The sequence below is a fragment of the Lichenibacterium dinghuense genome, from assembly GCF_021730615.1.
Lineage (GTDB): Bacteria > Pseudomonadota > Alphaproteobacteria > Rhizobiales > Beijerinckiaceae > Lichenihabitans > Lichenihabitans dinghuensis.
In genome coordinates, this window is the sequence record NZ_JAJLMN010000001.1 from 4,656,167 (window position 1) to 4,681,088 (window position 24,922).

The following is a 24,922-nucleotide window of genomic DNA, read 5'->3' on the forward strand; positions in this document are numbered from 1 at the left end:
ACCGTCAGTCGCGGTTCCTGTCGCGCAGGAGCCGCGACTTCTCGCGGTTCCAGTCCCGCTCCTTCTCGGTCTCGCGCTTGTCGTGGAGCTTCTTGCCGCGCGCGACCGCGAGCGTCAGCTTCGCCAGCCCCTTGTGGTTGAAATACACGCGCAGCGGCACCAGCGTCATGCCCTCGCGCTCGACGCCCTGCTTCAGCTTGGCGATCTCGCGCGCTTTCATCAGGATCTTGCGCGGCCGCTTCGGCTCATGGTTGAAGCGGTTGCCGTGCCCGTATTCCGGGATCGTCGCGTTGATCAGGAACAGCTCGCCCTTCTCGGCCGAAGCATAGCTCTCGGCGATCGTCGCCTTGCCGGTGCGAAGGCTCTTCACCTCCGTGCCGGTGAGCATCAGACCCGCCTCGTAGACGTCGCCGATCTCGTAATTGTAGCGCGCCCGGCGGTTCTCGGACACGACCTTGTAGTTGCTCTCGTCCTTGGACAATGTCCGATCCGTTCTCGCTCGACCGCTCAGATATGGAGGTCGAGGCCGGCATGCGCCATGGCGGCGTCCATCAGGCTCCGCGCCGCCTGCGTCGCCGACACCATGGGCAGGCGCAGCTCGTCGCGCATCAGGCCCATGCGGCTCAGCGCGTATTTCGGGCAGGCCGGGCTCGGCTCGGCGAACATGGCGGCGTGGAGCGGCACCAGGCGGTCCTGCAGCTCCAGCGCGGTCCGGTAGTCGCCGCCGAGCGCCGCCTCCTGGAGACGCGCGCAGAGCTTCGGCGCCACGTTGGCCGTGACCGAGATGCAGCCGTGGCCGCCCGCCGCGAGGTAGGCCAGCGCCGTCATGTCCTCGCCGGACAGCTGGATGAAGTCGGGCCCGAGCGCGTGGCGCTGGGTCGACACGCGGGCGAGGTTGCCGGTCGCGTCCTTCACGCCGGCGATGTTCGGCAGCTCGTAGAGCCGCTGCATGGTCTCCACCGTCATGTCGACGACCGAGCGCGGCGGGATGTTGTAGATGATGATCGGGATGCCGACCGCGTCGTTCACCGCCTTGAAGTGGCGGTACAGGCCCTCCTGGCTGGGCTTGTTGTAGTAGGGCGTCACGACCAGCACGGCGTCGGCGCCGGCGCGCTCGGCGTGGCGGGCGAGCGCGATGGCCTCGTGCGTGTTGTTGGAGCCCGCGCCCGCGATCACCGGCACGCGGCCGCGCGCTTCCCGGATGCAGACGTCGACGACGTGCATGTGCTCGTCGTGGCTCAGCGTCGGGCTCTCGCCGGTGGTGCCGCAGGGCACGAGGGCGTGCGAGCCCTGGCCGATCTGCCAGTCGACGAGGGCCCGGAACGCCGCCTCGTCGAAGCTCCCGTCCTTGAACGGGGTCACGAGCGCCGGGGCCGATCCCCTCAATGTCGCAGCCATGTCGTGCCTCGCGTGTCCGACGTTGAGTCCGAGCCCGGATCACCAGCCCCATGCACGCCGCATTTGGATGGCTGTTGAGGGCTCGGCCGGGTCTAGCGCGCCCGGGGGGGCGTGAAAAGACTTTTACCGAACTGTCGCGCGGAGCCTTCGGGCTCCCTCATGGTTTAGTTTTCGTAAAGCTCGCGCGTGCAGCATCGGCCGCATGACAGCGATCATCTCTCGTCACCCTGGTGAGTGCATGGCGTATAGGGGTCTGCGTATCGCTCTGATGGCCGGCACCGGGTTGGCCCTCGCCGCCCTGGCCGTGCCGTCGGTGCGGCACGCGGTCGAGTCCGCGCCCCGGCGCTGGGCCGCCCACGGCACCGGGTCGGCGCGCCTCGCGCCGCCGCCCGGCCTCGACCTCGCCGCCCGCCGCCGCGACATCCGGACCGCGACGGTCCCGTCGAAGTCCTCGCTGCGGGCCGAACCCCTGGCGCCCGAGGCCGCCCAGGCCCTCGCTGAAGCCATGGCGAGCACGGCAACGGCCTCCCCGGCCGCCGCCGATCCGTCGGCCAAGACGCTCACGATCGGCGGCCACGGCTCGCCGACCGGCCTCGCCACGCCGGGCCCCGCGGCGGGGCCGTCCCAGCCGGGCACGCCGACCGAGAACGGTGCGCCGCCCGGCCCCTCGATCGCCGACCACGATTCCGAGGCGCCGCTGCTCCGCCAGGCCGTCGACGCCTACCGCCGCAACGACCTCGCCGGCGGCGACGCGGCGGCCCGCGGCCTGACCAACCCGCTCGCCCGGCTCACGGCGGAATGGGCGGCGGTGCGGCTCGACTCGCACCTCGTCGGCCTCGCGCGGCTCGACGCCTTCGGGCAGGCGCATCCCGACTGGCCGGCGCTCGCCTGGGTGCAGCGCCGCGCCGAGGAGGCCGTCGCGGCGACGCGCGACCCCGCCCTCATCGAGGCCCGCCTCGGCGCTTCCCCGCCGAAGACCACCGCGGGCCGCCTGGCGCTGGCCCAGGCCGAGCGGACGCTCGGCCACCCGGACGTCGCCGCCCGCCTCGCCCACGCGATGTGGCGCGACGACGACCTGTCGCCCTGGCAGGAGGCGACGCTCGCCCGCGACTTCGCCGACGTGATCGACCGCGAGGACCACCGCATCCGCGCCGAGCATTTCCTCTATAAGGAGAAGGTCGCGCTCGGGCTGCGCGAGGCCGCGCTGGCGGGGCCGGACGTGGCGGCGCTCGCCAAGGCCCGCGCCGCGGTGATCGGCAATTCCGCGCTGTCCGAGTCCGCGCTGGCGGCGGTGCCGAAGGCGCTGCAGTCGGACCCACTCGCCATCTTCTCCCGCGTGCAGCGCCTGCGCCGCCAGAACCGCGCCGAGGAGGCCGCCGACCTCATCCTGACCGCCCCGCGCGACGCGCGCGTGGTCGACGGCGACGAGTGGTGGACCGAGCGGCGCATCGTGATCCGCAAGCTCCTCGACCTCGGCGACCCGAAGAAGGCGCTCCAGCTTTGCGCCGACATCGGCGAGGCCGGCACGGCCTCCAGGATCGAGGCGGCCTTCCACGCGGGCTGGATCGCGCTGCGCTTCCTGCAGGACCCGAGGGCGGCCGCCCCGCAGTTCGACACCATCGCCCGGCTCGCCGAGACGCCGATCTCGAAGAGCCGCGCCGCCTACTGGCAGGGCCGCACCGCGGAAGCGCTGGGGCAGGGCGACGAGGCCGAGCGGCGCTACGCCGAGGCGGCGCGCTATTCCATCACCTTCTACGGGCAGCTCGCCGCGGCGCGTCTCGGGCGGACCGATCTGGAGCTGCACGAGGCGCCCTCCGCCACGGGCGACGTGCGCAGCGACGCCGTCAAGGTCGCCGACTACCTCTACGCGCTCGGCGCGCGCGACGTCGCGCTGCCGCTGGCCCTCGACATCGGCAAGGCCGAGCCGTCCGACGCGCAGGTGGGGGCGCTCGGCGATGTGCTGGAGCGCAACCGCGACGCCCGCACCACGCTCACGGTCGGCAAGGCGGCGACGCAGCGCGGGCTCGCGGTGGACGACGCGGCCTTCCCGACCTTCGGCATCCCGAACTTCAACCCGCTGCCGGGCTCGGCCGATCTCAGCGTGGTCTACGCCATCGCCCGCCAGGAGAGCGAGTTCGACCAGCGCTCGTTGTCCTCGGCCGGCGCCAAGGGGCTGATGCAGATGATCTCGTCGACGGCGCGCACCACGGCGAACCGCGCCGGCGTTGCCTACGACGACGGGCGCCTGTCGAGCGACCCGGCCTTCAACGCCCAGCTCGGCGCCGCCCACCTCGGCACGCTGCTGGGCGAGCAGAACGGCTCCTTCGTGCTGACCTTCGCGGCCTACAACGCGGGCGGCAAGGCGGTGCACGACTGGATCGCCGCCTACGGAGACCCCCGCCGGCCCGGCATCGACGTTGTCGACTGGATCGAGCGCATCCCCTATTCCGAGACGCGCAACTACGTGCAGCGCGTGATGGAGAACCTGCAGGTCTACCGGGCCAAGCTCGGCCGGCCGCCGATGCTGCTGGTCGGCGCCGAGCCGCCGCCGCCGATCCGCAAGGGCACCTGATCGGGGGTTCAAGGGCCTTGGCCCTCGGCGGGGCATGGGGCGGACCCCCGGGGGGAGGACGCTTCGCGGATCGCCCTTTCCGCCGTCATGGCGAGCGGAGCGAAGCAACCCAGCCGACGCGTTCAGGACACGTCGCGCCACGGATGACACGCGCATCCGCAATGGCTCACGACCGTCCTGGGTCGCTTCGCTCCGCTCGCGATGACGGCTGAAGGCTCACGTCTTCGCATCGGAGCTTTTCGGGGAGAACCATGACCGACGTCGCCGACCGCTTCGCCACCAGCTCCGACGGCCTCCGCCTCCACTACCGCGACGTCGGCCGGGGCGCCGCCGGCGCGCTGCCGGTCGTGTGCCTGCCGGGGCTCACCCGCACGGCCGCGGACTTCGAGGTTCTGGCCGCCCACCTCGCCGGCGGCGGCGCGGACGGCCCGCCGCGGCGCGTGCTCTCCCTCGACTACCGCGGGCGCGGCGGCTCGGACCACGACCCCGACCCCTCGCACTACAGCGTGCCCGTCGAGGCCGGCGACGTGCTGGCGGTTCTGCACGACGCGGGCGTTCCGGAGGCCGTCTTCGTCGGCACGTCGCGCGGCGGCCTCATCACCATGGTGCTGTCGACCGTGCGGCCCGAGATGATCCGGGGCGCCGTGCTGAACGACATCGGCCCGGTGCTGGAGCCGGCGGGACTGGAGCGCATCCGCGGCTACGTGGGCCGCCTGCCGCCGCCGCGGGACTGGGACGACGCGGTCCGCACGATCAAGGGCTACGCCGGCCCGCAGTTCCCCGGCCTGTCGGAGGCCGACTGGCTCCACTTCGCCCGCACCACCTACGCGGAGCGGGACGGGACCCTGGTGGGCCGCTACGACCCGGCGCTCGTCGAGGCGCTGCGCGCGCTCGACCCCGCCGCGCCGCTCCCGACGCTGTGGCCGCAGTTCGATGGCCTCGCGGGCGTGCCGGTGCTGGTGGTGCGCGGCGCCTGCACCGACCTCCTGTCCGAGGCGACCGCGGCCGAGATGGTGCGCCGCCACCCCGACTGCGCGCCGCTGACCGTGCCGGGCCAGGGCCACGCGCCGCTGCTGATAGACGCCCCCACGCTGGCGCGCATCGCGGCCTTCGCGTCGCGCTGCGACGGCGCGCCGCCCGCGCCGCCGCTCCGCTGAGGCCGGGTCGCGGCCGGCCGCAGGCTTCCGCGCCGCCGCGGCCCTCCCTATAAGGGGCGGATCGGCGAAGGGAGCGCAGGCGGGATGGCGGCTGAGGGGATGGTGCTGAGGCTCGGCACGCGGGGCAGCCCCCTGGCGCTCGCCCAGGCCCACGAGGCGCGCGGGCGGCTCTGCGCGGCGCACGGCTGGCCGGAGCACCGCGTCGAGATCGTGGTGATCAAGACCACCGGCGACGCCATCCAGGACCGCGCCCTGTCGGAGGCCGGCGGCAAGGGGCTCTTCACAAAGGAGCTCGACCTCGCGCTGATGGCGGGGGACATAGAGATCGCCGTGCATTCCGCCAAGGACCTGCCGACGCACCTGCCCGACGCGGTCGCGCTGTCGGGCTTCCTGCCGCGCGAGGACGTGCGCGACGCCTTCATCGCGCGCGACGGCGGCACGATCGCCGACCTGCCGCGCGGCGCGGTCGTGGGCTCCGCCTCGCTGCGGCGCCAGGCGCAGATCCGGCGGTTGCGGCCCGACCTCGACGTGCGGCTGCTGCGCGGCAACGTGCAGACGCGCCTGCGCAAGGTCGACGCCGGCGAATACCACGCCACCATCCTCGCCATGGCGGGGCTGAAGCGGCTCGGGCTGACGGAGCGCGTCACCGAGCAACTGGCCCTGCACGACTTTCTCCCCGCCGTGGGGCAGGGCGCCATCGCGATCACGGCGCGGACGGGCGACGCCGCCACGGCGGACGCGCTCGCGCCGATCCTCGACCGCGCCACCGGGCTGGCGCTCGCCGCCGAGCGGGCCTTCCTCCTCGTGCTCGACGGCTCCTGCCGCACGCCGATCGCCGGCCACGCCACCGTGCGGGACGGGCACATCCTGTTCCGCGGGCAGGTGCTGGCCGCCGACGGGTCGGAGTCGGTCGAGACCGTGACGGACGGCCCGGACGCCGCCGCCGAGACGGTCGGGCGCGCCGCGGGCCGCGATCTCCTCGCCCGCGCGCCGGCGCACCTCCTCGCGGCCTTCCGCGGCGCGCATTGACCCCGTGCGCGTCCTCGTCACCCGCGCCGACCCCGACGCCGAGCGGACCGCCGAGGCCCTGGCGCGGCTCGGCCACGAGGCTGTGCGGGCGCCCGTGACGGTCGTCGGCCGCACCGGGGCCGCGCTGCCCGGCGGCCGCTGCGACGCGGTGGCGGCGACGAGCCACCACGCCTTCGCGGCCGACGACGGCGTGGAGCGCGGCCTACCCGTCTTCGCCGTGGGGTCGCGCACCGCAGCGGCGGCGCGGGCGGCCGGCTTCACGGACGTGCGAATCGGCACCGGCGACGCGTCGGGCCTCGCGGCTCTGCTGCGCCTGACGCTGCCCCGGCCCGCGCGCCTGCTCTACCTCGCCGGGCGCGACCGCAAACCCGTGCTGGAGGACGCGCTGGTGGCGGCCGGATACGGGGTCGCCGTCGCCGAGGTTTACGCCGCCGAGCCCGCCGCATCTTGGCCAGAGCCCGCCGTGGCCGCCCTGCGCTCCGGCGCGGTCGGGGCCGCGCTGCATTATTCGCGGCGCAGCGCCGCGCTGGCGATGGCGCTCGCCGACGCGGCCGGCGCCGGTGACGCCTTCCTCCGCCTCCGCCACCTGTGCCTGTCGGCCGACGCCGCCGAACCCCTGCGCGACCGCGGCGCGGGGATCGAGGTCGCGAACCGCCCTGACGAGGACGCGTTGCTGGCCCTCCTGGCGGGCGCGGCGTGACGGAGGCGCCCGCGCAGCCGACCGTCGTCGACGTGCTGATCCCGGTCGCGGTCGATCAAGCCTATTCCTACCGCGTGCCGAAGGACATCGTCCTGGCGCCGGGCGACTTCGTGGTGGTGCCGCTCGGCACGCGTCAGACGATCGGCGTCGTGTGGGATGCGCGCTCGGCGGGCGGCGACAACCTGAAATCCGTGCTGTCGCGCGAGGACTGGCCGCCGGTGCGCGAGCCGCTGCGGCGCTTTGTCGACTGGTTGGCCAACTGGACGCTGAGCCCACGCGGCATGGTGCTGCGCATGGCGATCCGCGCGCCGGAGTTCGCGGGCGCCGAGCCGGTCCGGGTCGGCCTGCGCCGGGCCGGCGATGCCCCGAAGCGCATGACGCCCGCGCGGCTCCGCGTGATGACGGTGCTCGACAGCGCCGAGGCGCCCGCGCTCACCACCAGGAAGGCGCTCGCCGAGGCCGCCAACTGCTCGGCCGGCGTGATCGACGGCCTCGTCGACGAGGGCACGCTGGAGACGGTCGCGCTGCCGCCCGACCCGCTGCCGCCCCCGCCCGATCCCGACGCGGCGGAGGTCAGGCTCGACCCCGCGCAAGGGCTGGCCGCCGCCGAGCTCGCGGCCCGCGCCGCCGAGCGCCGCTTCACCGTCAGCCTGCTCGAAGGCGTGACCGGCTCGGGCAAGACCGAGACCTATTTCGAGGCCGTGGCGGCGGCGCTGCGGAGCGGGCGGCAGACGCTGATCCTCCTGCCCGAGATCGCGCTCACGGCGCAGTTCCTCGACCGCTTCGCGGCCCGCTTCGGGGTCAGGCCGACCGAGTGGCACTCCGGCGTGTCGGTGCGGCGCCGCGCGCGGGCGTGGTCCGGCATCGCGTCGGGCGAGATCAAGGTGGTGGCGGGCGCGCGCTCGTCGCTGTTCCTGCCCTACGCCGACCTCGGCCTCATCGTCGTCGACGAGGAGCACGAGGCCGCCTACAAGCAGGACGACGGCGTGAGCTACCACGCCCGCGACATGGCGGTGATGCGCGGCCGCTTCGAGGAGGCCGCCGTGGTGCTGGCCTCGGCGACGCCGTCGCTGGAAACCCGCGTCAACGCCGAGACGGGGCGCTACAGCCACCTCAAGCTCGTGTCCCGCTACGCCGGCCGCTCGCTGCCCTCGCTCTCCGCCGTCGACATGCGCCGCGACGCGCCGCCGCGCGGCCGCTGGATCTCGCCGACGCTGGCCGCCGCCATGGCCGAGACGGTGGCGGACGGCAAGCAGGCGCTGCTGTTCCTGAACCGCCGCGGCTACGCGCCGCTCACGCTGTGCCGCTCCTGCGGCCACCGCTTCACCTGCGGCCAGTGCTCGGCCTGGATGGTCGACCACCGATTCCGCGGCGCGCTGGTGTGCCACCTGTGCGGCCACGTCGAGCGCAAGCCGGACCACTGCCCGCGCTGCGGCGAGGTGGACGCGCTCGTGGCCTGCGGGCCGGGCGTTGAGCGCATCGCCGAGGAGGTCGCGACGCTGTTCCCGGACGCGCGGCGCCTCGTCCTGTCCTCCGACATGCCGGGCGGCACGGAGCGGCTGCGCCAGGAGCTCGACGGCATCGCGCGGGGCGAGGTCGACGTGGTGGTGGGCACGCAGCTCGTCGCCAAGGGCCACAACTTCCCGAATCTGACCCTAGCCGCGGTGGTGGACGCCGACGTCGGCCTCGCCAACGGCGACCCGCGCGCGGCCGAGCGCACCTTTCAGCTCCTGCAGCAGGTGACGGGCCGCGCCGGGCGCGGCGAGGCGCCTGGCCGGGCGCTGATCCAGACCTACCAGCCCGACCACCCGGTGATGCGGGCGCTGCTGACCGGCGACGTCGAGCGCTTCTACCGGACCGAGATCGAGGCCCGCCAGCGCGGCGGTCTCCCGCCCTTCGGCCGTCTGGCCGGGCTGATCGTCAGCGGCACGGACCGGCACGCCGTCGAGGCCCATGCCCGCGCCCTGGCGCGGGCCGCCCATGCCGCGACGGGCGGCGACCCCCTGGCGCGGGCCGCCGACGCCGCGCCGAGCATCGAGGTCTTTGGACCCGCCGAGGCGCCGATCGCCATGATCCGCGGTCGCTACCGCTTCCGCCTGCTCGTCAAGGCGCCGCGCTCGGCCGATCTCCAGGGCTTCCTGCGCCGCATCCTCGCCGAGGGTCCGAAGGCGACGGGCAGCCTGCGCGTGGCGGTGGACGTCGAGCCGCAGAGCTTCCTGTGACGGCTACTCCGCCGGGATCGGGATCGCCTCCGGCGCCGCGACGGCCGGGGCCGGCGCGTCGGCGGCCTCCGGCACCTCGTCGGTCCACACGCGGAACTCCTGCAGCCAGCTCGACCCGAAGGTGTGGGTGAGGGCGACGTCGGCGGCGTCGCGACCGTAGGCCATCAGCACGCGGCCCTTGCGGGGGGCGTTGTTGCGGGGGTCGAACATGTGCCAGCGACCGCCGAGGTAGCACTCCATCCAGGCCGCGAAATCGCCGGGGGCGTAGGGCGGCGGGAGCCCGATGTCGCTGATGTAGCCCGTGCAGTAGCGGGTCGGGATGTTCATGGCGCGGCAGAACGCGACGGCGAGATGCGCGAAGTCGCGGCACACGCCCGTTCCTTCGGCATAGGCTTCCGCCGCCGTGCGGGTGTTGCGCGCATTCTGGTAGTTGAACGCGATGTGACCGTGCACGAAGTCCACGATGGCCTTGGCGCGGTGCCAGTCCGGCGCCGTGTGGCCGAACAGCCGCCACGCCTCGTTCGACAGCGCGTCGCTCTCGCAGTAGCGGCTGGGCAGCAGGAAGCCGAGCACGTCGGTCGGCAGGTCCTCGACCCGGTGCTGCACCGCCGCCGTGTCGACCGCGTCCCAGTCGCCGGCGTCGCGGATCACGCCGTCGACCCGGATGGCGAAGCGCCCCGCTGGCGCCATCACGCGGGTGCACCAGTTGCCGAAGCCGTCGCGGAAGCCCTCGATCGGCACGGCGGGCTCGACCGCGATGCGGTCCGGGCTATCGAGGTCCCCCGCGCGCGAATGATGCACGTTCAGCATCATGATGATGGGGGTCGGGTTCGGGAGCTGGAAGGCCATCTCGCAGCCGAGTCGAATGCGCATCGCGTGCCCTCGCGACGGCGCGCCCGGAGAGGCCGCGCCGTCCCCGCGGCCCGTCGCGGGATGCGAGCGGGAAGGCGGACGAGGTGAGTATGCGCGATTCGTGCCGGGGCGTGCAGCGGTGCGGGGGAAACCGGGGCCTTGCGTCAGTCCTCCGATGAGGTCGTTCCCCGTGCGGAACTCAAGTCCCCACACGGGACGACGCCGCGTCACGACCCCGCGAGAACACAGCCGCTATGGTGACGGTGCCCCTGGAGATCGTGAAGTAGATCGCAGCCCATCTGCGATGACTGACCATCCGAACGCCAGGACCGATGTCCGGACGTGGAACGCCTCTCGCGGGGAAGTGGCGCAGGGACAAGCACGAGTCTCTCAATCCTGCGATGGCGTCATCGGCCCTCGCGGTGCCGGACGTTTGCATGATCTGACGATAGATCGATACGAGATGCCGTTCCGACCGGGGCGAGAAGACGACATCGAACGATCTCATCCGTCTGCGCTCAGCGCCTTCCGGCGAACTCGCTCCGCGATCTCGTCGATCGGTATACCGAGGGACGGATCAGCCGCCATCTCGGCGCAGCTCGCCCGAATTTCTGCGATCTCATGCTCGTCGAGTTCGAAATCGTCGCCGAGGTGCGCCTCCAGGCTGTCGCGCACGAGATCGCTCTCCGACGCGTAGTCGCCGTTCGCGACCCTCGCCTCGATCTCTTCGACCATGTCGTCCGGGAGCGTGACCGTGAGAGAGCGCATGGGTGTCCTCCGCGACGAGCGGGAGCCTATTATGTTGTCGTGCCGGCGCGTCACCGCGCGTCGGCCAGCACCATCTCGGCGCCCTTCTCGGCGATGCCGGCCGTGGGGGTGTTGGTGTTGCCGGAGGTGATGGTCGGCATGACGGAGGCATCGATCACGCGCAGGCCGCGGATCCCGAACACGCGCAGCCGCGCGTCCACCACGGCCCCGGGATCGTCGGCGGTGCCCATCTTGGCCGTGCCGACGGGGTGGAAGATCGTGGTGCCGATGGCGCCCGCGGCCCTGGCGAGCGAGGCGTCGTCGTCGCCGACCGCGGGGCCGGGCAGCACCTCCTCGGGGCGAAACCGCGCCATGGCGGGCTGGGCCATGATGCGGCGCGTCGCCCGGATGGCGTCGGCGGCGACGTGCCGGTCCTCCGGCGTCGACAGGTAGTTCGGCGCGATCAGGGGCGGGTCGCTCGGATCGGCCGAGCGGGGCCGCACCGTGCCGCGGGAGGTGGGGCGCAGGTTGCAGGCCGACAGCGTGATGGCGGGGAAGCGGTGCAGCGGCTCGCCGAACTTGTCGAGGCTGAGCGGCTGCACGTGGAACTGGATGTTGGCGCGGTTCTGCTCCGGCCCGGACCGCATGAAGATGCCGAGCTGCGAGGGGGCCGCCGACATGGGCCCGCGCCGGCGGAGGGCGTAGTCGAGCCCCATCAGGGCGCGGCGCGGCAGCGAATGGTAGGTCTCGTTGAGCGTGCGGGTGCCGCTCACGCGGTAGATGGCGCGCTGCTGGAGGTGATCCTGGAGATTGGCGCCGACGCCGCTCCGCTCCAGCACGGTCGCTATGCCGAGCGGGCCGAGCCAGTCGGGCCGCCCGATGCCGGAAAGCTGGAGCACCTGCGGCGAGCCGATGGCGCCCGCCGCCAGGATCACCTCGCCCCGCGCCCGCGCCTCGACCTCGCGGCCCCCCTGGCGGTAGCGCACGCCGGCGGCACGGCCGTCCTCGACCACCACGCGCTCGACCGCGACGCCGGTCTCCAGCCGGAGGTTCGGGCGGCGCAGCGCGGGCTTGAGGAAGCCCCGTGCGGCGGACCAGCGCCGGCCGCGGCGCTGGTTCAGGTGGAAGTAGCTCGCGCCCTCGTTGTCGCCCGTGTTGAAGTCGGGGATCGCCGGCACGCCGATCTCGCCGGCCGCGGCCCGCACCGCGTCGAGGATCGGCCAGGACACGCGCGCCTCCTCGACGCGCCAGCCGCCGCCGGCGCCGTGGTGCTCGCCGTCGCCGAGAAAATGGTCCTCGAGGCGCCGAAAGCAGCCCACCATGTCGGACCAGCCCCAGCCCGGCAGCCCCTGCGCCCGCCAGCCGTCGTAGTCCGCGGCCTGGCCCCGCATGGCGATCATGCCGTTGATGGCCGAGCAGCCGCCGATCACCTTGCCGCGCGGGTAGTGGAGCGTCCGCCCGTCGAGGCCCGGCTCGGCCTCGGTGCGGAACATCCAGTCGGCGCGCGGATCGCCGATGGCGAACAGGTAGCCGACCGGGATGTGGAACCAGATCCAGCGGTCGCGGCCGCCGGCCTCCAGCAGCAGCACGCGGTTCCGCGGGTCGGCGGACAGGCGGTTCGCCAGCACGCAGCCGGCCGTGCCGGCCCCGACGACGATATAGTCGTAGTCCCCGTCGAGCTGGTCCACGCCCGTCCCCCCTCGTCGCGGCCGGCGGTCGAGCGCCGGGCCTGGTCGGACCATAAGGCAAGCGCGGCGGGGTGGGGAAGCGCGCCCGCGGGACGCGGCGTCAGCGCTGGCCGAAGCTCGCGTCCTTGAACAGGTCCTTGTGCTCGCGCGGCTGCGAGCGCCAGTACTGCTTCGGGGCCCGCACCTGCGCGCCGAGGGCCGCGGCGGCGTGCCAGGGCCAGCGCGGGTCGTAGAGCATGGCGCGGGCCAGCGACACGGCGTCGGCGAGCCCCTCGGCCACGATGGCCTCGGCCTGGGCCGCCTCGGTGATGAGCCCGACCGCGATCACGGGGATCGACACCGCGTCCTTCACCGCCGTGGCGAAGCCGACCTGGTAGTTGGGACCGAGCGCGATCGCCTGGCGCGGCGACACGCCGCCCGAGGACACGTGCACGGCCGCGCAGCCGCGGGCTTCGAGCGCGCGCGACAGCGCCACCGTGCCGGCGACGTCCCAGCCGCCCTCGACCCAGTCTGTGGCGGACAGGCGCATCCACACCGGCCGCTCGGCCGGGAAGGCGGCCCGAACGGCGTCGAACACCTCGAGGGCGAAGCGCATCCTGTTGTCGAGGCTGCCGCCGTAGCCGTCGTCGCGGTGGTTGCTGAGCGGCGACAGGAACTCGTGGATCAGGTAGCCGTGGGCGCCGTGGATCTCGATGCCCTCGACCCCGAGGCGCGCCGCCCGCCGCGCCGCTACGGCGAAGTCGCCGAGCACGCGCGCGATGCCGGCCGCGTCGAGCGCCACGGGCGGGTGCTCGTCCGCGGCGTGGGCCACGGCCGAGGGCGCCTTGGTCTGCCAGCCGCGCGGCTCATGCGGCCCGATCTGGTGGCCGCCATCCCAGGGGGCGTGGCTCGACGCCTTGCGGCCCGCGTGGGCGAGCTGCACGGCCACCGGCATGGCGGAATGCTTCCGCACGGCCGCCAGGACGGCGCCCAGCGCCGCCTCGGTCTCGTCCGAATAGAGGCCGAGGTCGTCGGGCGTGATGCGCCCTTCCGGCGACACGGCCGCGGCCTCGGTGATCAGCAGCCCCGCGCCCGACAGGGCGAGGGTGCCGAGGTGCATCGTGTGCCACGCCGTGGCCCGCCCCTCGTCGGCCGAGTACTGGCACATGGGCGCGATGACGATCCGGTTTTCGAGGTCGAGCGACCCGATCCGCAACGGCTGGAATAGCTGGCTCACGTGCATGCACCTCGCGTCATCGATCGGGCCGGGGTAGCGCCGGTCAGGCGGCCTCGTCCAGCTCCTTCACGCCGCTGTTGCGGTCCGCGTAGGCGGCGCGGAACGCGGGCCGGGCGATGCAACGGCGCCAGAAGCGGTCGAGCTGCTCGAAGCGCTCGTCGAGCGGCGTCGCGTTCACCGGGAACTTCGAGAAGGCGATGGCGGTGCACAGCGTCATGTCGGCGAAGGTCGGCTCCGCGCCGCCGAGCAGCCAGTCGCGGCCGTCGGCGAGGTGCCGGTCCACCAGCGCCGAATGGGCGATGGCCTCCTTGCGGCAGTGCTCGCCCCAGGCCTTGTTGTCGGTCAGCTCCAGCTTGGGGCCGAGGCCCTGGTGCATGACGTGGAACATGGTGGTGATGCGGTACAGGATCTGAACCCAGATGCGGGCGTCCCACATCGTGTCGAGCCCCTGCTCCTCGGGCGAGGAACCCATGATCCTGCGGCCCGGGAAGGCGCCGTCGAGGTAGCGCGCGATGGCGGTGGTCTCGCTGAGGTGCGAGCCGTCGGGCATGCGCAGCGTCGGGGTCTCGCCCCAGGGGTTCATCTTGAGGTGCTTCCACCCGCGCTGCTCGCCGCCCGGTGCCATGTCGTAGACCACCTCCTCGATCTCGCCGGCGATGCCCTTCTCGTGGATCATCAGGCGCAGGCGCTGCGGGTTCGGGAAGGCGGAGGGGGAGGTGTAGAGCTTCAGCATCTCGGCCATGGCGATCGTTCCGGGACGGGCGCGGAAGCGCATGCGCTTCGGCCCACGCCGGTCCCTACGGTCGGGAGCGGAAGACTGTTTCCGTTGCGGAAGGCAGTTTCGCCCTCGCGGTGCGGGGGAGGGGCCACGGCTCGACATCGGCCGGCCCAGCGGGCAGAACGGCCGGAACGGCGACGAAACCCAGCGGCGAAGCTCCATCACCATGAAGAACGGCATCCACTTCCTGTCCGGCCTGCCCCGCTCGGGCTCGACGCTGCTCGGCGCCCTGTTGAAGCAGAATCCGAAGCTGCATTCCGGCATGTCGAGCCCCGTCGGGGGCATCATCGGCCGCGTGCAGGGCGCCATGGGCCCGCGCAGCGAGTTCTCCTCCGTGCTGACGGATCAGCATCGCCGCAACATCCTGCACGGGGTGTTCGAGGGCTTCTTCAAGGACGTCCACGGCGACAAGACCGTGATCGACACCAACCGCTCCTGGTGCTCCAAGCTGCCGCTCATCGATGCGCTCTATCCCGACGCGAAGGTCATCGTCTGCGTGCGCGACCTCGTGTGGATCATGGACAGCTTCGAGCGCGTGCTGCGCAAGAACGCGCTCGGCCAGTCCAAGATGTTCCAGCAGAAGGACGCGCTGACGGCCCACACGCGCGTCTCCTCGCTGGCGTCCCCCGGCGGCACGGTCGGCTTCGCCTGGAACGCCACGCAGGAGGCCTTCTACGGCGAGTTCTCCGACAAGCTGATCGTGGTCGACTACGAGGCCCTGTGCCGCGAGCCGAAGCGCGTGATGGAGATCATCTACGCGCGGCTCGGGCTCGAACCCTTCGAGCACGACTTCGACAACGTGGTCTACGGCGAGGGCGACAGCTTCGACGCCGACCTCGGCGTGCCGGGCCTTCACACGGTCGGCCGGCAGGTGCGCTTCTCCGAGCGCCCGACCATCCTGCCGCCGGAGCTCTACGAGCGCTTCTCGGGCCGCAACTTCTGGCGCCGGCCGGGCGGCAACCCGCGCGGCGTCGAGGTGATCCTGCCGTCCGCGCCGCGGGACGGCACGCGCCGCCCCATGGCCCCGAACCCGAACATGAACCAGGGCGGGCGCATGGCGATGGGCCGCATGCGCCCGCCGGCCGGCGCCTGAGCATCCGCTCACTCTTTCGCTTCCGTCGCGCCCGTCCGCGGTGCTAGGGGAGGAGTGGGGCGCGTCGAATTCGGGATCACGGGATGCGACGCTTGAGACAGGTCGGCGCGGCGGTGCTGTTCGCCGCGCTCGGTTCGGCCGCCGCCAGCGCCGGGGTTTTGTCCGTCCAGTACGGCGGCCCCATGATGGGCGAACCCTACGGCGGGCCGCCCGGCTTCGGTCCGGGCCCCGACGGGCCGGGCTACGGCATGGGCCCGCAGCGCCGGCGCACGGGCCCGTTCCGGACCTACCACGGCTTCCGCATCGATCTCGCGGACGCGCAGGGCGTCATCGACGTGGGGAGCGCGCTCGGCGAGGTCGAGCATCAGATCGATATCGTCGACCGCTCGGGCATCGGCCCGTCGATGCTGGCGATGTTCCGCGCCGTGCCGATCCGCGTGTCCCCGTTCTTCGCGGGCGGGCACTACAGCGGCGGGCCCGAGGTGACGCTGGGCTCGCTGCAGCCCGGGGACGACCGGCCCGTCCTGCTGCACGAATACATGCACGTTCTGGAATACCGCAGCTTCCCGGGCCGGTTCCGCAACCCCACCGTGCGGGGGTTCTACGAGGAAGCCCGCGCCGGGAACCTATTCCCGGCGGAATCATACATGATGTCGAACGCCGCGGAGTTCTTCGCCGTGACGGCGAGTTGCTACCTCAACGGCACGGTGGCGCGCGACCCCTACACGCGCTCGGCCATCCGGCAGCGTCAGCCGGACTATTACGCCTACCTGGCCCGGCTGTTCGGGCCGCGCGGCGACAGCGCGTCGTCGGCCCCCGCGACCATCGCGGCCCGATGAGCCGTCACGCCTTCGCGAGCGCGCCGTCGAGCAGGGCCATGACCTCCTGCGGCGTCTCCTTCACGGGCACGATCCGGGCGGAGTCCTTCTCGACCGCGGTGGTCAGCAGCACGGCGCCGCCCGTCTTGTTGGGCGCGATCACCACCACCTGGTCCATGTTGACGTGGATCGTGACGCCGGTGTTGGCCTGGGTCAGGCGGAGAAAGCGCATCCTGTCGGAGCCTCTTCGTTGGCGTTCATGCCGGGTTGACGGGACGTCGCTTATGCGCGGCTGCCTTCCGCGTCGCAAGGCGGTCCGCGGCGCGGCCGAACCCGGCCGGGGCGGCGCACGTTGAAGCGCCGACACACGAGGACGAGACCATGACGGGCGACAAGCAGCACGACGCCACGACCGAGTTCAACGAGGCGCTCGCGGCGGCCTTCGCGGCGAACAACTTCGAGGCGCTCGGCCCCTTCTTCACCGAGGACGCGAGCCTGCTGCCGCCCCGCGGTCGGCTCCTCGAAGGGCGCGCCGCCGCGGCCGCGTTCTGGGGCACGGTCGCCAACCGCTTCAACTCCGTGGTCTTCACCACCGTGGCGGTCAAGGATCTCGGGCCGGCGGCGCGCCGCGAGACAGGCTCCTATGCCATGGCGGGCGGCGAAGGGCAGCCCGTCGAGGGCAAATACGTCCTCGTGTGGCAGCTCGTCGACGGCGAATGGCAGATCGAGAGCGGCATCTGGAACCGCAACGGCGAGGCCGGGGGCGGCCGCCGCCAGGGGCAGCAGGGTCAGCCGGGCCAGGGCCAGGGCCAGGGCCGCCGTGGCCAGGGTCAGGGTCAAGGGCGCCAGGGCGGCTACCGGGGCGGCGCGGGCGGCGGCGGTGGCTATCGCCAGGGCGGCGGCCGTCCCTCGTTCCAGGGCGGCGCCGGCGGGATCGGCCAGGGCCGGGGTGGCGGCCGGCAGCAGGGCGGCGGGCACGGCCAGGGCGGGGGCGGATCGCTCTACGACGGCAACACGGGCCTCTACGGCAATCCCAAGGATTGAGCCCGCGCCGAACGCTCGGGCCCCGACGGGGCCTCCACGATCGCCGCGGCCTCCGGCTCCCGCCGAGCACCGCGGCTTCCCCCACACATCGTCACAGGAACGAGTGCATGCGTAACATCATCGTCGCCACCCTCCTCTGCGGCCTGGCCGTCCCGGCCTTCGCGCAGGACGTGTCGGGCGCGCGCGAGGCCAGCGCCAAATTCGCCGCCGCCCTGTCGTCCGGCGACGCCCAGACGGCCGCGTCCTTCCTCGCCGACGACGCCGTGGCGCTGCCGCCCGGCCGGCCGCCGCTGAACGGCAAGGCCGACATCCAGCGCTTCCTCGGCAACATGACCCGCGCAGTGAAGAACCTGAAATACACGACCGACGACGTGAAGCCGATCGGCGACACCACGGCGCGCGAGGTCGGCACCTTCGCGTTCAAGCTCCAGGACAAGGACGTCGACGGGAAGTACCTCCTGATCTGGACCAAGGTCGGCGGCGACTGGAAGGTGTCGGCCGACATGTGGAACCGCGACGCGGGCAGCGGCGGCAAGAACGGCCGCAACGGGCGGAACGGCCGGCCGGGTGCCGGCAAGGCCGGGGGCGGCGCCGACGAGGAGTGACCGGAAGGGCCGCGGCGGGCGGGCGAACAAGCGGCCGCCCGGGCGCGTTGGCGGCCGCAGGAGCGACCGCCATGATGAAACTGAAGCCGCTGGCCGAGCAGACCGTCGTCATCACGGGCGCGTCGAGCGGCATCGGCCGCGTCACCGCCATCCGGGCCGCCCGGCGCGGCGCCCGCGTGGTGCTGATGGGCCGCGACGAGGCCGCGCTGCGCGACGTCGCCGAGACGATCGCGACGCGGGGCGGCACCGCCCGCCACCGCGCCGGCGACGTCGGCCGTGAGGAGGACGTCGAGGCCGTCGCGAACCTCGCCGCCCTGGAGTTCGGCGGCTTCGACACCTGGGTCAACAACGCCGGCGTGGCGATGTTCTCGCGCCTCGAGGAGACCGTCGAGGCCGACGCGCGCCGGCTGTTCGACACCAACTTCTGGGGCACGGTGCACGGCTCGCTCGTGGCGCTGAAGACGCTGAAGCTGTCGGGCGGCGCGCTGGTCAACGTCGGCAGCATCGCGGGCGACTTCGGCGTGCCGGTGCAGGGCATGTATTCCGCGAGCAAGCACGCCGTGCGGGCCTTCACCGACACGCTGCGCATCGAGCTCGAGGCGGAGGGCGCACCGGTCTCCGTGACGCTGGTGAAGCCCGCCGCGGTCGCGACGCCGATCATCGGCAACGTCGTCAACACCACGGGGCGCGAGGCGAAGCTGCCGGCGCCCCATTACGCGCCCGAGGAGGTCGCCCACGCGATCCTCTACGCCGCCGAACACCCGCAGCGCGACATCTACGTCGGCGGCACGGGCCGGCTGATGTCGCTGTTCGCGCAGGCGGCGCCGCACCTCGCCGACAAGGTCAGCGCCCGTTTCGGCGAGGAAGCGCAACTCGGCGAGCCCCAGGGCGAGCGCGCCGACAACCTCCACGCGCCGGGCGACCACGCGGCCGCGGCGGACGAGGCCGACACGGGCCGGCGCAGCCTCTACACGCGGGCGACGCTGGACCCGAACTCGCCCGTCGCGGCCGCGACGGCGGCGAGCGGCGCGCTGTTCGACCTCGCCCTCTCGATCCTGGCGCCCCGCAGGAATTGACACCCATGTCGACCACCACCACGGATCAGGCGGCCGCGACGGCGCCGAGCGCCGGCAACAATCCCCCGCTGCCCTTCGTGCTGGGCCTGAGCGGGCTGATCCCGTTCTGGGCCCTCGCCTTCGCGCTCGTGACGGGCTGGCCGCACGCCCTGCCGTCCTCCGAGGCGGCGGGGCTGCTCGCAACCTATGCGGCCACCATCCTGTCCTTCCTCGGCGGGATCCGCTGGGGCGTGGCCGTCGCGACGCCGGACCAGCGCCGCGTCGCGACCGACTACGTCTTCGGCGTGACGCCGCAGCTCTTCGGCTGGGGGGCGCTGGTCCTGCCCGACCCGTGGCGCTTCGTCGTGCTGGCGATCGGCGTGCTGGCGCTCGGGCCGATCGACCGCAACCTAGTGGCCCGCGGCCTCGCGCCCGACTGGTTCGGCCGGCTGAGGATGCTGCTCAGCCTCGGCGCGGGTGCGGCCCTGTTCGTCGCGGCCTTCGCCTGACGCCTGGCCGGCCCGTGCTGCCGGCCGGGCGATCTCGGCGCCGCGGCGGCGGTGGGCGGCTTCCGCCGCCTCGGCTCCTGCGCAGCATTGCCGCCCGCGTCTCCTGAGCGACGCCGGAGCCGCCGACGGCGAGCGGCCTCCCCTGAACGCGAAAGGCCCGAGGACCGTGTCGCGGTCCTCAGGCCTTTCGTCTTGGCGGCCGGGGGGCCGCCCGGCTCAGTTCGGACCGCCGCTCCGCTCCGCGGGGCAGACCGGCCGCAGCTCCTTCGAGGTCACGCCGTAGCCGCTGTCGATCGCCACGGCCGCGAGCGGGCAGGGCACCAGGCGGCTGTGGACCACCGCGGCGTCGGCCGTCTGCGGCGGGTTGAACAGGGCGACGCCGACCAGCGTGGCGACCACGGCGGCGATGCCCGACGACAGTCCGAGGAGGGCTTTGTTCTTCATGTCGCTCCCGCGCAAGCATGGCACCCGGGCGCGCAGGCTCGGGGTGCCGGATCGGCCCTCGGCACGCATGGCCTCGCGTGCGGGCACGACCCTGAAGGGTCTGGTTAGTCCGCCGCGCCGGCGCCCGCTAGTGCGGGGCCGCCACAGTCAGGCTCTGGCTTGAGAATGCCGTCGGGGCCGCCCCGGTTCCCACATATGCGGCAAGCCTGCCGCAATTCCGACATGCGACGGAGGTCCCTCGGCCGGGGTGCGGCGCGCCCCTTGCGAAGAGAACAAAAGCGGTACATCTCCGAGCCGAGACGCCGCGCAACCGAGAGACGCCTTCCCCCGATGGCCAGGACCGCATCCCCGCCGCCCCTGCCGCCCGCCGAGCCCGTGGTGGTGAAGCTGCGCGAGGCGCTGGAGGAGCGCTACCTCGCCTACGCGCTGTCCACCATCATGGGCCGCGCGCTGCCGGACGCGCGCGACGGGCTGAAGCCGGTGCACCGCCGCATCCTCTACGGCATGCAGGTGCTGAAGCTCGACCCCGCGACGGCCTTCAAGAAATGCGCGAAGATCGTCGGCGACGTGATGGGCGACTTCCACCCCCACGGCGACCAGGCGATCTACGACGCGCTGGTGCGGCTCGCGCAGGACTTCTCGTCCCGCTATCCGCTGGTCGACGGGCAGGGCAACTTCGGCAACATCGACGGCGATCCGGCCGCGGCCTACCGCTACACCGAAGCCCGCATGACGGAGTTCGCCAAGCTCCTGCTCGACGGCATCGAGCACGACACGGTGGACCTGCGCCCCAACTATTCGGGCGACAAGGAGGAGCCGGTGGTGCTCCCCGCCGCCTTCCCGAACCTGCTCGCCAACGGCGCGCAGGGCATCGCGGTCGGCATGGCGACCTCGATCCCGCCGCACAACATCGTCGAGCTCTGCGATGCGGCGCTCCACCTCGTCGCGCATCCCGAGGCCGAGAATCCCGAGCTCCTGGCGCATGTGCGCGGGCCGGACTTCCCCACCGGCGGCGTCTGCGTCGAGGACGCGGCCGCGATCGCCGAGAGCTACCGCACCGGCCGCGGCTCGTTCCGGCTGCGCGCGCGCTGGAGCGTCGAGCAGGGCGAGCGCGGCGCCTGGGTCGCGGTCGTCACCGAGGTGCCCTACGGCGTGCAGAAGTCGCGGCTGATCGAGCGGCTGGCCGAGGTCATCAACGAGAAGAAGACGCCGCTCGTCGCGGACGTGCGCGACGAATCGGCCGAGGACGTGCGCGTGGTGATCGAGCCGCGCAACCGCGCCGTCGAGGCCGGCGTGATGATGGAGCACCTGTTCCGTCTCACCGAACTCGAAGTGCGCGTGCCGCTCAACATGAACGTGCTGGTGGACGGCGTCGTGCCGCGCGTCATCGGGCTCAAGGAGGCGCTGCAGCAGTGGCTGGAGCACCGCCGCGCCGTGCTGGTGCGCCAGTCGCGCCACCGCCTGTCCGAGATCGAGCGGCGGCTCGAACTGCTGGCCGGCATGCTGATCGTGTTCCTCAACCTCGACGAGGTGATCCGCATCGTCCGCGAGGAGGACGACCCCAAGGCCGAGCTGAAGCGCGCCTTCGCGCTCACCGACCTGCAGGCCGACTACGTGCTCGACACGCGGCTGCGCGCCCTGCGCCGCCTGGAGGAGATGCAACTCAGGAAGGAGCACGACAGGCTCGTCAAGGAGCGCGACAGGCTCGTCGACCTCGTGGGCAGCGAGCCAAAGCAGTGGAAGGCGGTGGCCAAGCAGATCGGCGAGGTGCGCGAGAAGTACGGGCCGGACACGCCGCTCGGCCGCCGGCGCACGAGCTTCGCGCCGCTGCCCTATTTCGACGCCACCGTATCGACGGCGAGCTTCATCGAGCGCGAGCCCGTCACCGTGGTGGTCAGCGAGAAGGGCTGGATCCGGACCATGAAGGGCCACGGCGCCGACACGGCGACGCTGTCCTTCAAGGGCGACGACAGCTTCCGCCTCGCCTTCCCGGCCGAGACCACGGGGCGCATCGTCGTGCTGGCGACGGACGGCAAGGTGTTCACGCTGGACGTCGGCAAGCTCCCCGGCGGCCGCGGCTTCGGCGAGCCGCTCAGGCTGATGGCCGACCTCGGCGAGGGCGAGGACGTGGCCGCCGTGATGCCCTTCGAGGAGGGCGGGCGCGTGCTGCTCGCGACGGGCGACGGGCGCGGGTTCGTGGCCGCCATGGCGGACCTCGTGGTCGGCACCCGCAAGGGCAAGGCGCTGATGTCGCCGAACGCCCCCGCCAAGGCCAAGCTGATGGTGCCGGCGCGCGGCGATCACGTCGCCGTGGTGAGCAACGACCGCCACATGGCGGTGTTCCCGCTGATCCAGGTGCCCGCCATGGCGCGCGGCAAGGGCGTGAAGCTGCAGCGCGCCGTGGCCGGGCTGGCGGACGTCCGCGTCTTCACCCTCGCCGACGGGCTGCCCTGGCAGGACGCGTCCGGCAAGGACCACATGCTCGGGCCGAAGGACATCGCGCCCTGGATCGGCAACCGCGCCGACCGCGGCCGCCTGCCGCCGCGCGGCTTCCGGCGGGACAACCGCTTCGGGCCCTGAGGGCCAGCGCCCCGCCCGGTCACCCCTGGCCGGGCGGCACGATGCCGAGATTGTCCTTCGGGATCGCGGCCAGCGTCTCGTCGCTGAGGCCGAGGTGCTGCTTGACCAGCTCCGGCGGCAGCGCGGCGATCCACTCGTTCAGCGACACGTCCTGGTAGACCGGCGCCTTGAACATCTCCAGGTAGACGAGGTCCTCCGTGCCCGTGTTCTCGATGTAGTGGGGCAGGGTGGCGGGCGCGTAGCCGACGTCGCTCGGGTTGAAGTCGAGGGTGCGCGCGTCCGAGTGGTTGGCGAAGAGGGTCATGCGGCCCCTGCCCGAGATCCAGAACTGCCACTCGTCGGCGTTCTGGTGCCAGTGCAGCGACCGCATGGCGCCGGGCTTCACGACCACGTAGGCGGCGGCGATGTTGCGCGAGATGGGGAAGTTGCGCGAATCCACCACGCGGATCGAGCCGTTGGCGTCCTGCTTGGTCGGCGCCATCTCGGTCAGCCCGAAGGCGAAGTCGATCTTCGACATCGGGTGATGCCGCGTCATCGCCGCGGCGTCCTGCGCGAGCGCTGGCGGCACCGGCGCCGGGAAGATGTACCTGCCGTTCGGCGGGATGTCGTCGAAGGGCTTCAGCGCCGCCGCGTCCACCCCGAAGTTCTTGGCCACCACCGCGCGCGGCGTGTGGATCAGCCAGTCCGAGATCAGCGTCGTGTCGTCCTCCGAGAAGGTGCCCTCGTCGAAGACGAGCAGGAACTCGCACCCCGTCGGCCCGAGCCCCTGGATCGAGTGCGGCAGCCCCTGCGGAAAGTACCACAGGTCGCCGGCCTTCACGTCCTTGACGAAGGGGTCGCCGTCGTAGTCGAGCGCCGTGATACGCGCGGCGCCGGTGAGCATGATCGCCCACTCGTCCGCGGCGTGCCAGTGCAATTCGCGGATGCCGCCGGCCTCCAGACGCATGTTGACGCCCGCCAGGTCCTTCGCGATCGGGAAATCGACGACGTTGACCTGCCGCGCCCAGCCGCCCTGCTGGACGCGGCGGTGCGCGAGGCTCATCGACGACCAGAACTGCTTGACGCTGCCGTGGTCGGAGGCCGGCGGCATCGTGGAGTCGGGGAACAGGGTGCCGAGCGCGCCGTTCTGCGGGCCGGGATTGCTGGCGCTCGCGTCCCCCATGCCGGCGAGGGTCGTGGCCCGCGACTGCGCGTCGGCGGCGCCCGCCGCGACGAGGCCGAGGCCCGCCACGCCGGCGCCGAGCAGCCCGCGGCGCGAGGGCGCGAAGCCTGCGACGGGGCGGCGCGGGGCGCCCGGGGTCTCGTTCTGATCCGACATCGTGGTCCCGCTCCGGCTGTTCGTCCGCAGGATCAACGCCGGCGCTCCGTGGCGGGTGCCCCCGCGGTGCCGGACACGACGTATCGGGCAGCGGGAGGTGGCGCAGTCGTGCCGCGGCGAGGCGGACGGCGCGCGGGGCCGGGCCTGCACGCCGCCCTCACTTCGCCGGCTCGAGCTTGAGGCTGAGCACCTTGGGGTCGTGGGTGGAATGGCTGCCGTCGCGCACGTCGATCAGGCGGCCGAGCACGTCGGGCGTCGCCTCGAGCTTCGAGGCGGCGGCGATCGCGGCATCGTCGGGCTTGGCGAAGGAGGTCGCCGTCGCGGTGGCGTAACCCGGCTTCACGATGGTGACGACGATGCTCTCGTCCCGCCGGCCCGACACGGCGCAGGGCGAGGTGCAGATCGTGCCGGTGCTGGCCACCACGCGGGCGCCGGGCGGGTCCGTCACTACGAGGACGTCGTCGATCACGCCGTGGTCCAGCGTGGCGCATCCGCCGAGGCCGGCGAGCAGCAGCGCGGCGGCGAGGCGCCGGGTCACGCGGCACCCCGCGCCTTGGCCGGGCGGGCGGGTCTGGCGGGCGCCCCGGCCGGCAGCGCCGTCAGGGCGACGTCGACCGGGTTCGGCACGTGCTCCAGCGCGCCCCCGGTCGCGGCGTCGACGGCGAGGCCGAGGCCGCCCGTGGCGACGTTCTCGATCGCCACCGCGGCGCCCGTGCCCGAGATGCGCGTGCCGACCTCGACCGTGCGGCTGCTGTAGCCGGGCATCGACACCGTGACGGTGAAGACGGCGTCACGGCGGACAGTCAGCGTGCAGGGCGTGGCGGCGCAGGCGGCGCCGACCGAGGAGGTCACGGCCGCCCCCGGCGGCTCGGAGATCACAGCGACCTCGTCGTCGAGCCCGCGCTCCAGGGTGGCGCAGCCGCCGACGCCCGCGATCACCGGCGCGACGCCCGCGGCCCACCAAACCCTCGCGACGCGCCCCATCCCATCCCTCCGACCGACGCACTCCTGAACCACTCGATTTAATCGAAACTAAGTCTGTCGTGTGACGCCTTCCCACACGCTTCCTCGCCGGGCCGGAGCCTTGGGTGCATCGG

The 24,922-nt window shown here is 73.0% G+C and carries 25 protein-coding genes; 12 read left to right on the forward strand and 13 right to left on the reverse strand.

All coding sequences use genetic code 11. The features are described from left to right. Window positions 1–4: 4 nt before the first annotated feature. Both smpB and dapA read right to left on the reverse strand, forming a co-directional pair. Complete coding sequence (gene smpB, locus L7N97_RS22330) at window positions 5–481, reverse strand: SsrA-binding protein SmpB (RefSeq protein ID WP_237480460.1); 477 nt, start codon at window positions 479–481, stop codon at window positions 5–7. A gap of 26 nt (window positions 482–507) precedes the next feature. Then, the gene (gene dapA, locus L7N97_RS22335; protein ID WP_237480461.1) at window positions 508–1,398 is read right to left on the reverse strand and encodes a 4-hydroxy-tetrahydrodipicolinate synthase; all 891 of its coding nucleotides are present in this window, start codon (window positions 1,396–1,398) and stop codon (window positions 508–510) included. Between the two features lie 238 nt (window positions 1,399–1,636). Here dapA and L7N97_RS22340 point away from each other — a divergent pair, with 238 nt between their 5' ends. The 5 genes from L7N97_RS22340 to L7N97_RS22360 all read left to right on the forward strand — a co-directional run bounded on the left by L7N97_RS22340 (window position 1,637) and on the right by L7N97_RS22360 (window position 9,078). Beyond that, window positions 1,637–3,970 (forward strand): lytic transglycosylase domain-containing protein, encoded by a 2,334-nt coding sequence (locus tag L7N97_RS22340; protein WP_237480462.1) that lies wholly within the window; start codon window positions 1,637–1,639, stop codon window positions 3,968–3,970. 251 nt (window positions 3,971–4,221) lie between these two features. Continuing rightward, window positions 4,222–5,127: an alpha/beta fold hydrolase gene (locus L7N97_RS22345; protein WP_237480463.1), complete on the forward strand. Its 906-nt coding sequence runs from the start codon at window positions 4,222–4,224 to the stop codon at window positions 5,125–5,127. Between the two features lie 84 nt (window positions 5,128–5,211). Then, a complete protein-coding gene (gene hemC / locus L7N97_RS22350; RefSeq protein ID WP_237480464.1) occupies window positions 5,212–6,156 on the forward strand; it encodes a hydroxymethylbilane synthase in 945 nt (314 codons plus the stop codon). Between the two features lie 4 nt (window positions 6,157–6,160). Beyond that, a complete protein-coding gene (locus L7N97_RS22355) occupies window positions 6,161–6,856 on the forward strand; it encodes a uroporphyrinogen-III synthase (protein ID WP_237480465.1) in 696 nt (231 codons plus the stop codon). Beyond that, window positions 6,853–9,078, forward strand: a complete 2,226-nt coding sequence (locus L7N97_RS22360) for a primosomal protein N' (RefSeq protein WP_237480466.1) — start codon at window positions 6,853–6,855, stop codon at window positions 9,076–9,078. The genes L7N97_RS22355 and L7N97_RS22360 overlap by 4 nt, the downstream gene beginning before the upstream one ends. A gap of 3 nt (window positions 9,079–9,081) precedes the next feature. On the opposite strand, the gene L7N97_RS22365 is transcribed toward L7N97_RS22360, so the two are convergent. The 6 genes from L7N97_RS22365 to L7N97_RS22385 all read right to left on the reverse strand — a co-directional run bounded on the left by L7N97_RS22365 (window position 9,082) and on the right by L7N97_RS22385 (window position 14,323). Beyond that, window positions 9,082–9,951, reverse strand: a complete 870-nt coding sequence (locus tag L7N97_RS22365; protein ID WP_237480467.1) for a transglutaminase-like domain-containing protein — start codon at window positions 9,949–9,951, stop codon at window positions 9,082–9,084. Window positions 9,952–10,129: 178 nt separating this feature from the next. Then, window positions 10,130–10,438: a type II toxin-antitoxin system RelE/ParE family toxin gene (locus L7N97_RS30595; RefSeq protein ID WP_428981016.1), complete on the reverse strand. Its 309-nt coding sequence runs from the start codon at window positions 10,436–10,438 to the stop codon at window positions 10,130–10,132. Next, a complete protein-coding gene (locus L7N97_RS22370; RefSeq protein ID WP_237480468.1) occupies window positions 10,435–10,665 on the reverse strand; it encodes a hypothetical protein in 231 nt (76 codons plus the stop codon). Before L7N97_RS22370 ends, L7N97_RS30595 begins: the two co-directional genes overlap by 4 nt. Window positions 10,666–10,748: 83 nt before the next feature. Next, window positions 10,749–12,365, reverse strand: coding sequence for a GMC family oxidoreductase (locus tag L7N97_RS22375; protein ID WP_237480469.1), 1,617 nt, complete (start codon window positions 12,363–12,365; stop codon window positions 10,749–10,751). A gap of 100 nt (window positions 12,366–12,465) precedes the next feature. Further along, window positions 12,466–13,587 carry an NADH:flavin oxidoreductase/NADH oxidase gene (locus tag L7N97_RS22380; protein WP_237480470.1) on the reverse strand — a complete coding sequence of 374 codons (1,122 nt, stop codon included), beginning with the start codon at window positions 13,585–13,587 and terminating at the stop codon, window positions 12,466–12,468. Window positions 13,588–13,624: 37 nt separating this feature from the next. Then, entirely contained in the window at window positions 13,625–14,323 is a 699-nt protein-coding gene (locus tag L7N97_RS22385; RefSeq protein ID WP_237480471.1) for a glutathione S-transferase family protein, read from the reverse strand. A gap of 202 nt (window positions 14,324–14,525) precedes the next feature. Here L7N97_RS22385 and L7N97_RS22390 point away from each other — a divergent pair, with 202 nt between their 5' ends. Next, on the forward strand, window positions 14,526–15,452 hold the full coding sequence (locus L7N97_RS22390; RefSeq protein WP_237480472.1) for a sulfotransferase family protein: 927 nt from the start codon (window positions 14,526–14,528) through the stop codon (window positions 15,450–15,452). Window positions 15,453–15,544: 92 nt separating this feature from the next. Next, window positions 15,545–16,291, forward strand: a complete 747-nt coding sequence (locus tag L7N97_RS22395) for a hypothetical protein (protein ID WP_237480473.1) — start codon at window positions 15,545–15,547, stop codon at window positions 16,289–16,291. A gap of 4 nt (window positions 16,292–16,295) precedes the next feature. Here L7N97_RS22395 and L7N97_RS22400 read toward each other — a convergent pair whose 3' ends face one another. Further along, complete coding sequence (locus L7N97_RS22400; protein ID WP_237480474.1) at window positions 16,296–16,502, reverse strand: hypothetical protein; 207 nt, start codon at window positions 16,500–16,502, stop codon at window positions 16,296–16,298. Window positions 16,503–16,651: 149 nt separating this feature from the next. Here L7N97_RS22400 and L7N97_RS22405 point away from each other — a divergent pair, with 149 nt between their 5' ends. From L7N97_RS22405 to L7N97_RS22420, 4 genes are all read left to right on the forward strand, one after another. Continuing rightward, window positions 16,652–17,314: a YybH family protein gene (locus tag L7N97_RS22405; protein WP_237480475.1), complete on the forward strand. Its 663-nt coding sequence runs from the start codon at window positions 16,652–16,654 to the stop codon at window positions 17,312–17,314. 107 nt (window positions 17,315–17,421) lie between these two features. After that, the gene (locus tag L7N97_RS22410; RefSeq protein WP_237480476.1) at window positions 17,422–17,919 is read left to right on the forward strand and encodes a YybH family protein; all 498 of its coding nucleotides are present in this window, start codon (window positions 17,422–17,424) and stop codon (window positions 17,917–17,919) included. A 71-nt stretch (window positions 17,920–17,990) separates the two neighbouring features. Further along, window positions 17,991–18,995 (forward strand): SDR family oxidoreductase, encoded by a 1,005-nt coding sequence (locus tag L7N97_RS22415; RefSeq protein ID WP_237480477.1) that lies wholly within the window; start codon window positions 17,991–17,993, stop codon window positions 18,993–18,995. Window positions 18,996–19,000: 5 nt separating this feature from the next. Continuing rightward, on the forward strand, window positions 19,001–19,483 hold the full coding sequence (locus tag L7N97_RS22420; protein ID WP_237480478.1) for a DUF3429 domain-containing protein: 483 nt from the start codon (window positions 19,001–19,003) through the stop codon (window positions 19,481–19,483). Window positions 19,484–19,699: 216 nt separating this feature from the next. On the opposite strand, the gene L7N97_RS22425 is transcribed toward L7N97_RS22420, so the two are convergent. Further along, window positions 19,700–19,927, reverse strand: a complete 228-nt coding sequence (locus tag L7N97_RS22425) for a hypothetical protein (RefSeq protein ID WP_237480479.1) — start codon at window positions 19,925–19,927, stop codon at window positions 19,700–19,702. A 330-nt stretch (window positions 19,928–20,257) separates the two neighbouring features. Between L7N97_RS22425 and parC the strand changes: the two genes are divergently transcribed. After that, window positions 20,258–22,507 (forward strand): DNA topoisomerase IV subunit A, encoded by a 2,250-nt coding sequence (gene parC / locus L7N97_RS22430; RefSeq protein ID WP_237480480.1) that lies wholly within the window; start codon window positions 20,258–20,260, stop codon window positions 22,505–22,507. 19 nt (window positions 22,508–22,526) lie between these two features. Here parC and L7N97_RS22435 read toward each other — a convergent pair whose 3' ends face one another. From L7N97_RS22435 to L7N97_RS22445, 3 genes are all read right to left on the reverse strand, one after another. Further along, entirely contained in the window at window positions 22,527–23,825 is a 1,299-nt protein-coding gene (locus L7N97_RS22435; protein WP_237480481.1) for a cupin domain-containing protein, read from the reverse strand. Between the two features lie 157 nt (window positions 23,826–23,982). After that, window positions 23,983–24,363, reverse strand: coding sequence for a PEGA domain-containing protein (locus tag L7N97_RS22440; protein WP_237480482.1), 381 nt, complete (start codon window positions 24,361–24,363; stop codon window positions 23,983–23,985). Beyond that, window positions 24,360–24,809, reverse strand: coding sequence for a translation initiation factor 2 (locus tag L7N97_RS22445; RefSeq protein ID WP_237480483.1), 450 nt, complete (start codon window positions 24,807–24,809; stop codon window positions 24,360–24,362). The genes L7N97_RS22440 and L7N97_RS22445 overlap by 4 nt, the downstream gene beginning before the upstream one ends. Window positions 24,810–24,922: the final 113 nt, after the last annotated feature.

Excerpts from the sequence above, each read along its gene's own strand:
- dapA (WP_237480461.1), bottom strand. The coding sequence starts at position 1,398 with ATGGCTGCGACATTGAGGGGATCGGCCCCGGCGCTCGTGACCCCGTTC.
- L7N97_RS22340 (WP_237480462.1), top strand. The coding sequence starts at position 1,637 with ATGGCGTATAGGGGTCTGCGTATCGCTCTGATGGCCGGCACCGGGTTG.
- L7N97_RS22345 (WP_237480463.1), top strand. The coding sequence starts at position 4,222 with ATGACCGACGTCGCCGACCGCTTCGCCACCAGCTCCGACGGCCTCCGC.
- hemC (WP_237480464.1), top strand. The coding sequence starts at position 5,212 with ATGGCGGCTGAGGGGATGGTGCTGAGGCTCGGCACGCGGGGCAGCCCC.
- L7N97_RS22365 (WP_237480467.1), bottom strand. The coding sequence starts at position 9,951 with ATGCGCATTCGACTCGGCTGCGAGATGGCCTTCCAGCTCCCGAACCCG.
- L7N97_RS30595 (WP_428981016.1), bottom strand. The coding sequence starts at position 10,438 with ATGAGATCGTTCGATGTCGTCTTCTCGCCCCGGTCGGAACGGCATCTC.
- L7N97_RS22370 (WP_237480468.1), bottom strand. The coding sequence starts at position 10,665 with ATGGTCGAAGAGATCGAGGCGAGGGTCGCGAACGGCGACTACGCGTCG.
- L7N97_RS22380 (WP_237480470.1), bottom strand. The coding sequence starts at position 13,587 with ATGCACGTGAGCCAGCTATTCCAGCCGTTGCGGATCGGGTCGCTCGAC.
- L7N97_RS22385 (WP_237480471.1), bottom strand. The coding sequence starts at position 14,323 with ATGGCCGAGATGCTGAAGCTCTACACCTCCCCCTCCGCCTTCCCGAAC.
- L7N97_RS22390 (WP_237480472.1), top strand. The coding sequence starts at position 14,526 with ATGAAGAACGGCATCCACTTCCTGTCCGGCCTGCCCCGCTCGGGCTCG.
- L7N97_RS22400 (WP_237480474.1), bottom strand. The coding sequence starts at position 16,502 with ATGCGCTTTCTCCGCCTGACCCAGGCCAACACCGGCGTCACGATCCAC.
- L7N97_RS22405 (WP_237480475.1), top strand. The coding sequence starts at position 16,652 with ATGACGGGCGACAAGCAGCACGACGCCACGACCGAGTTCAACGAGGCG.
- L7N97_RS22410 (WP_237480476.1), top strand. The coding sequence starts at position 17,422 with ATGCGTAACATCATCGTCGCCACCCTCCTCTGCGGCCTGGCCGTCCCG.
- L7N97_RS22415 (WP_237480477.1), top strand. The coding sequence starts at position 17,991 with ATGATGAAACTGAAGCCGCTGGCCGAGCAGACCGTCGTCATCACGGGC.
- L7N97_RS22420 (WP_237480478.1), top strand. The coding sequence starts at position 19,001 with ATGTCGACCACCACCACGGATCAGGCGGCCGCGACGGCGCCGAGCGCC.
- L7N97_RS22425 (WP_237480479.1), bottom strand. The coding sequence starts at position 19,927 with ATGAAGAACAAAGCCCTCCTCGGACTGTCGTCGGGCATCGCCGCCGTG.
- parC (WP_237480480.1), top strand. The coding sequence starts at position 20,258 with ATGGCCAGGACCGCATCCCCGCCGCCCCTGCCGCCCGCCGAGCCCGTG.
- L7N97_RS22435 (WP_237480481.1), bottom strand. The coding sequence starts at position 23,825 with ATGTCGGATCAGAACGAGACCCCGGGCGCCCCGCGCCGCCCCGTCGCA.
- L7N97_RS22445 (WP_237480483.1), bottom strand. The coding sequence starts at position 24,809 with ATGGGGCGCGTCGCGAGGGTTTGGTGGGCCGCGGGCGTCGCGCCGGTG.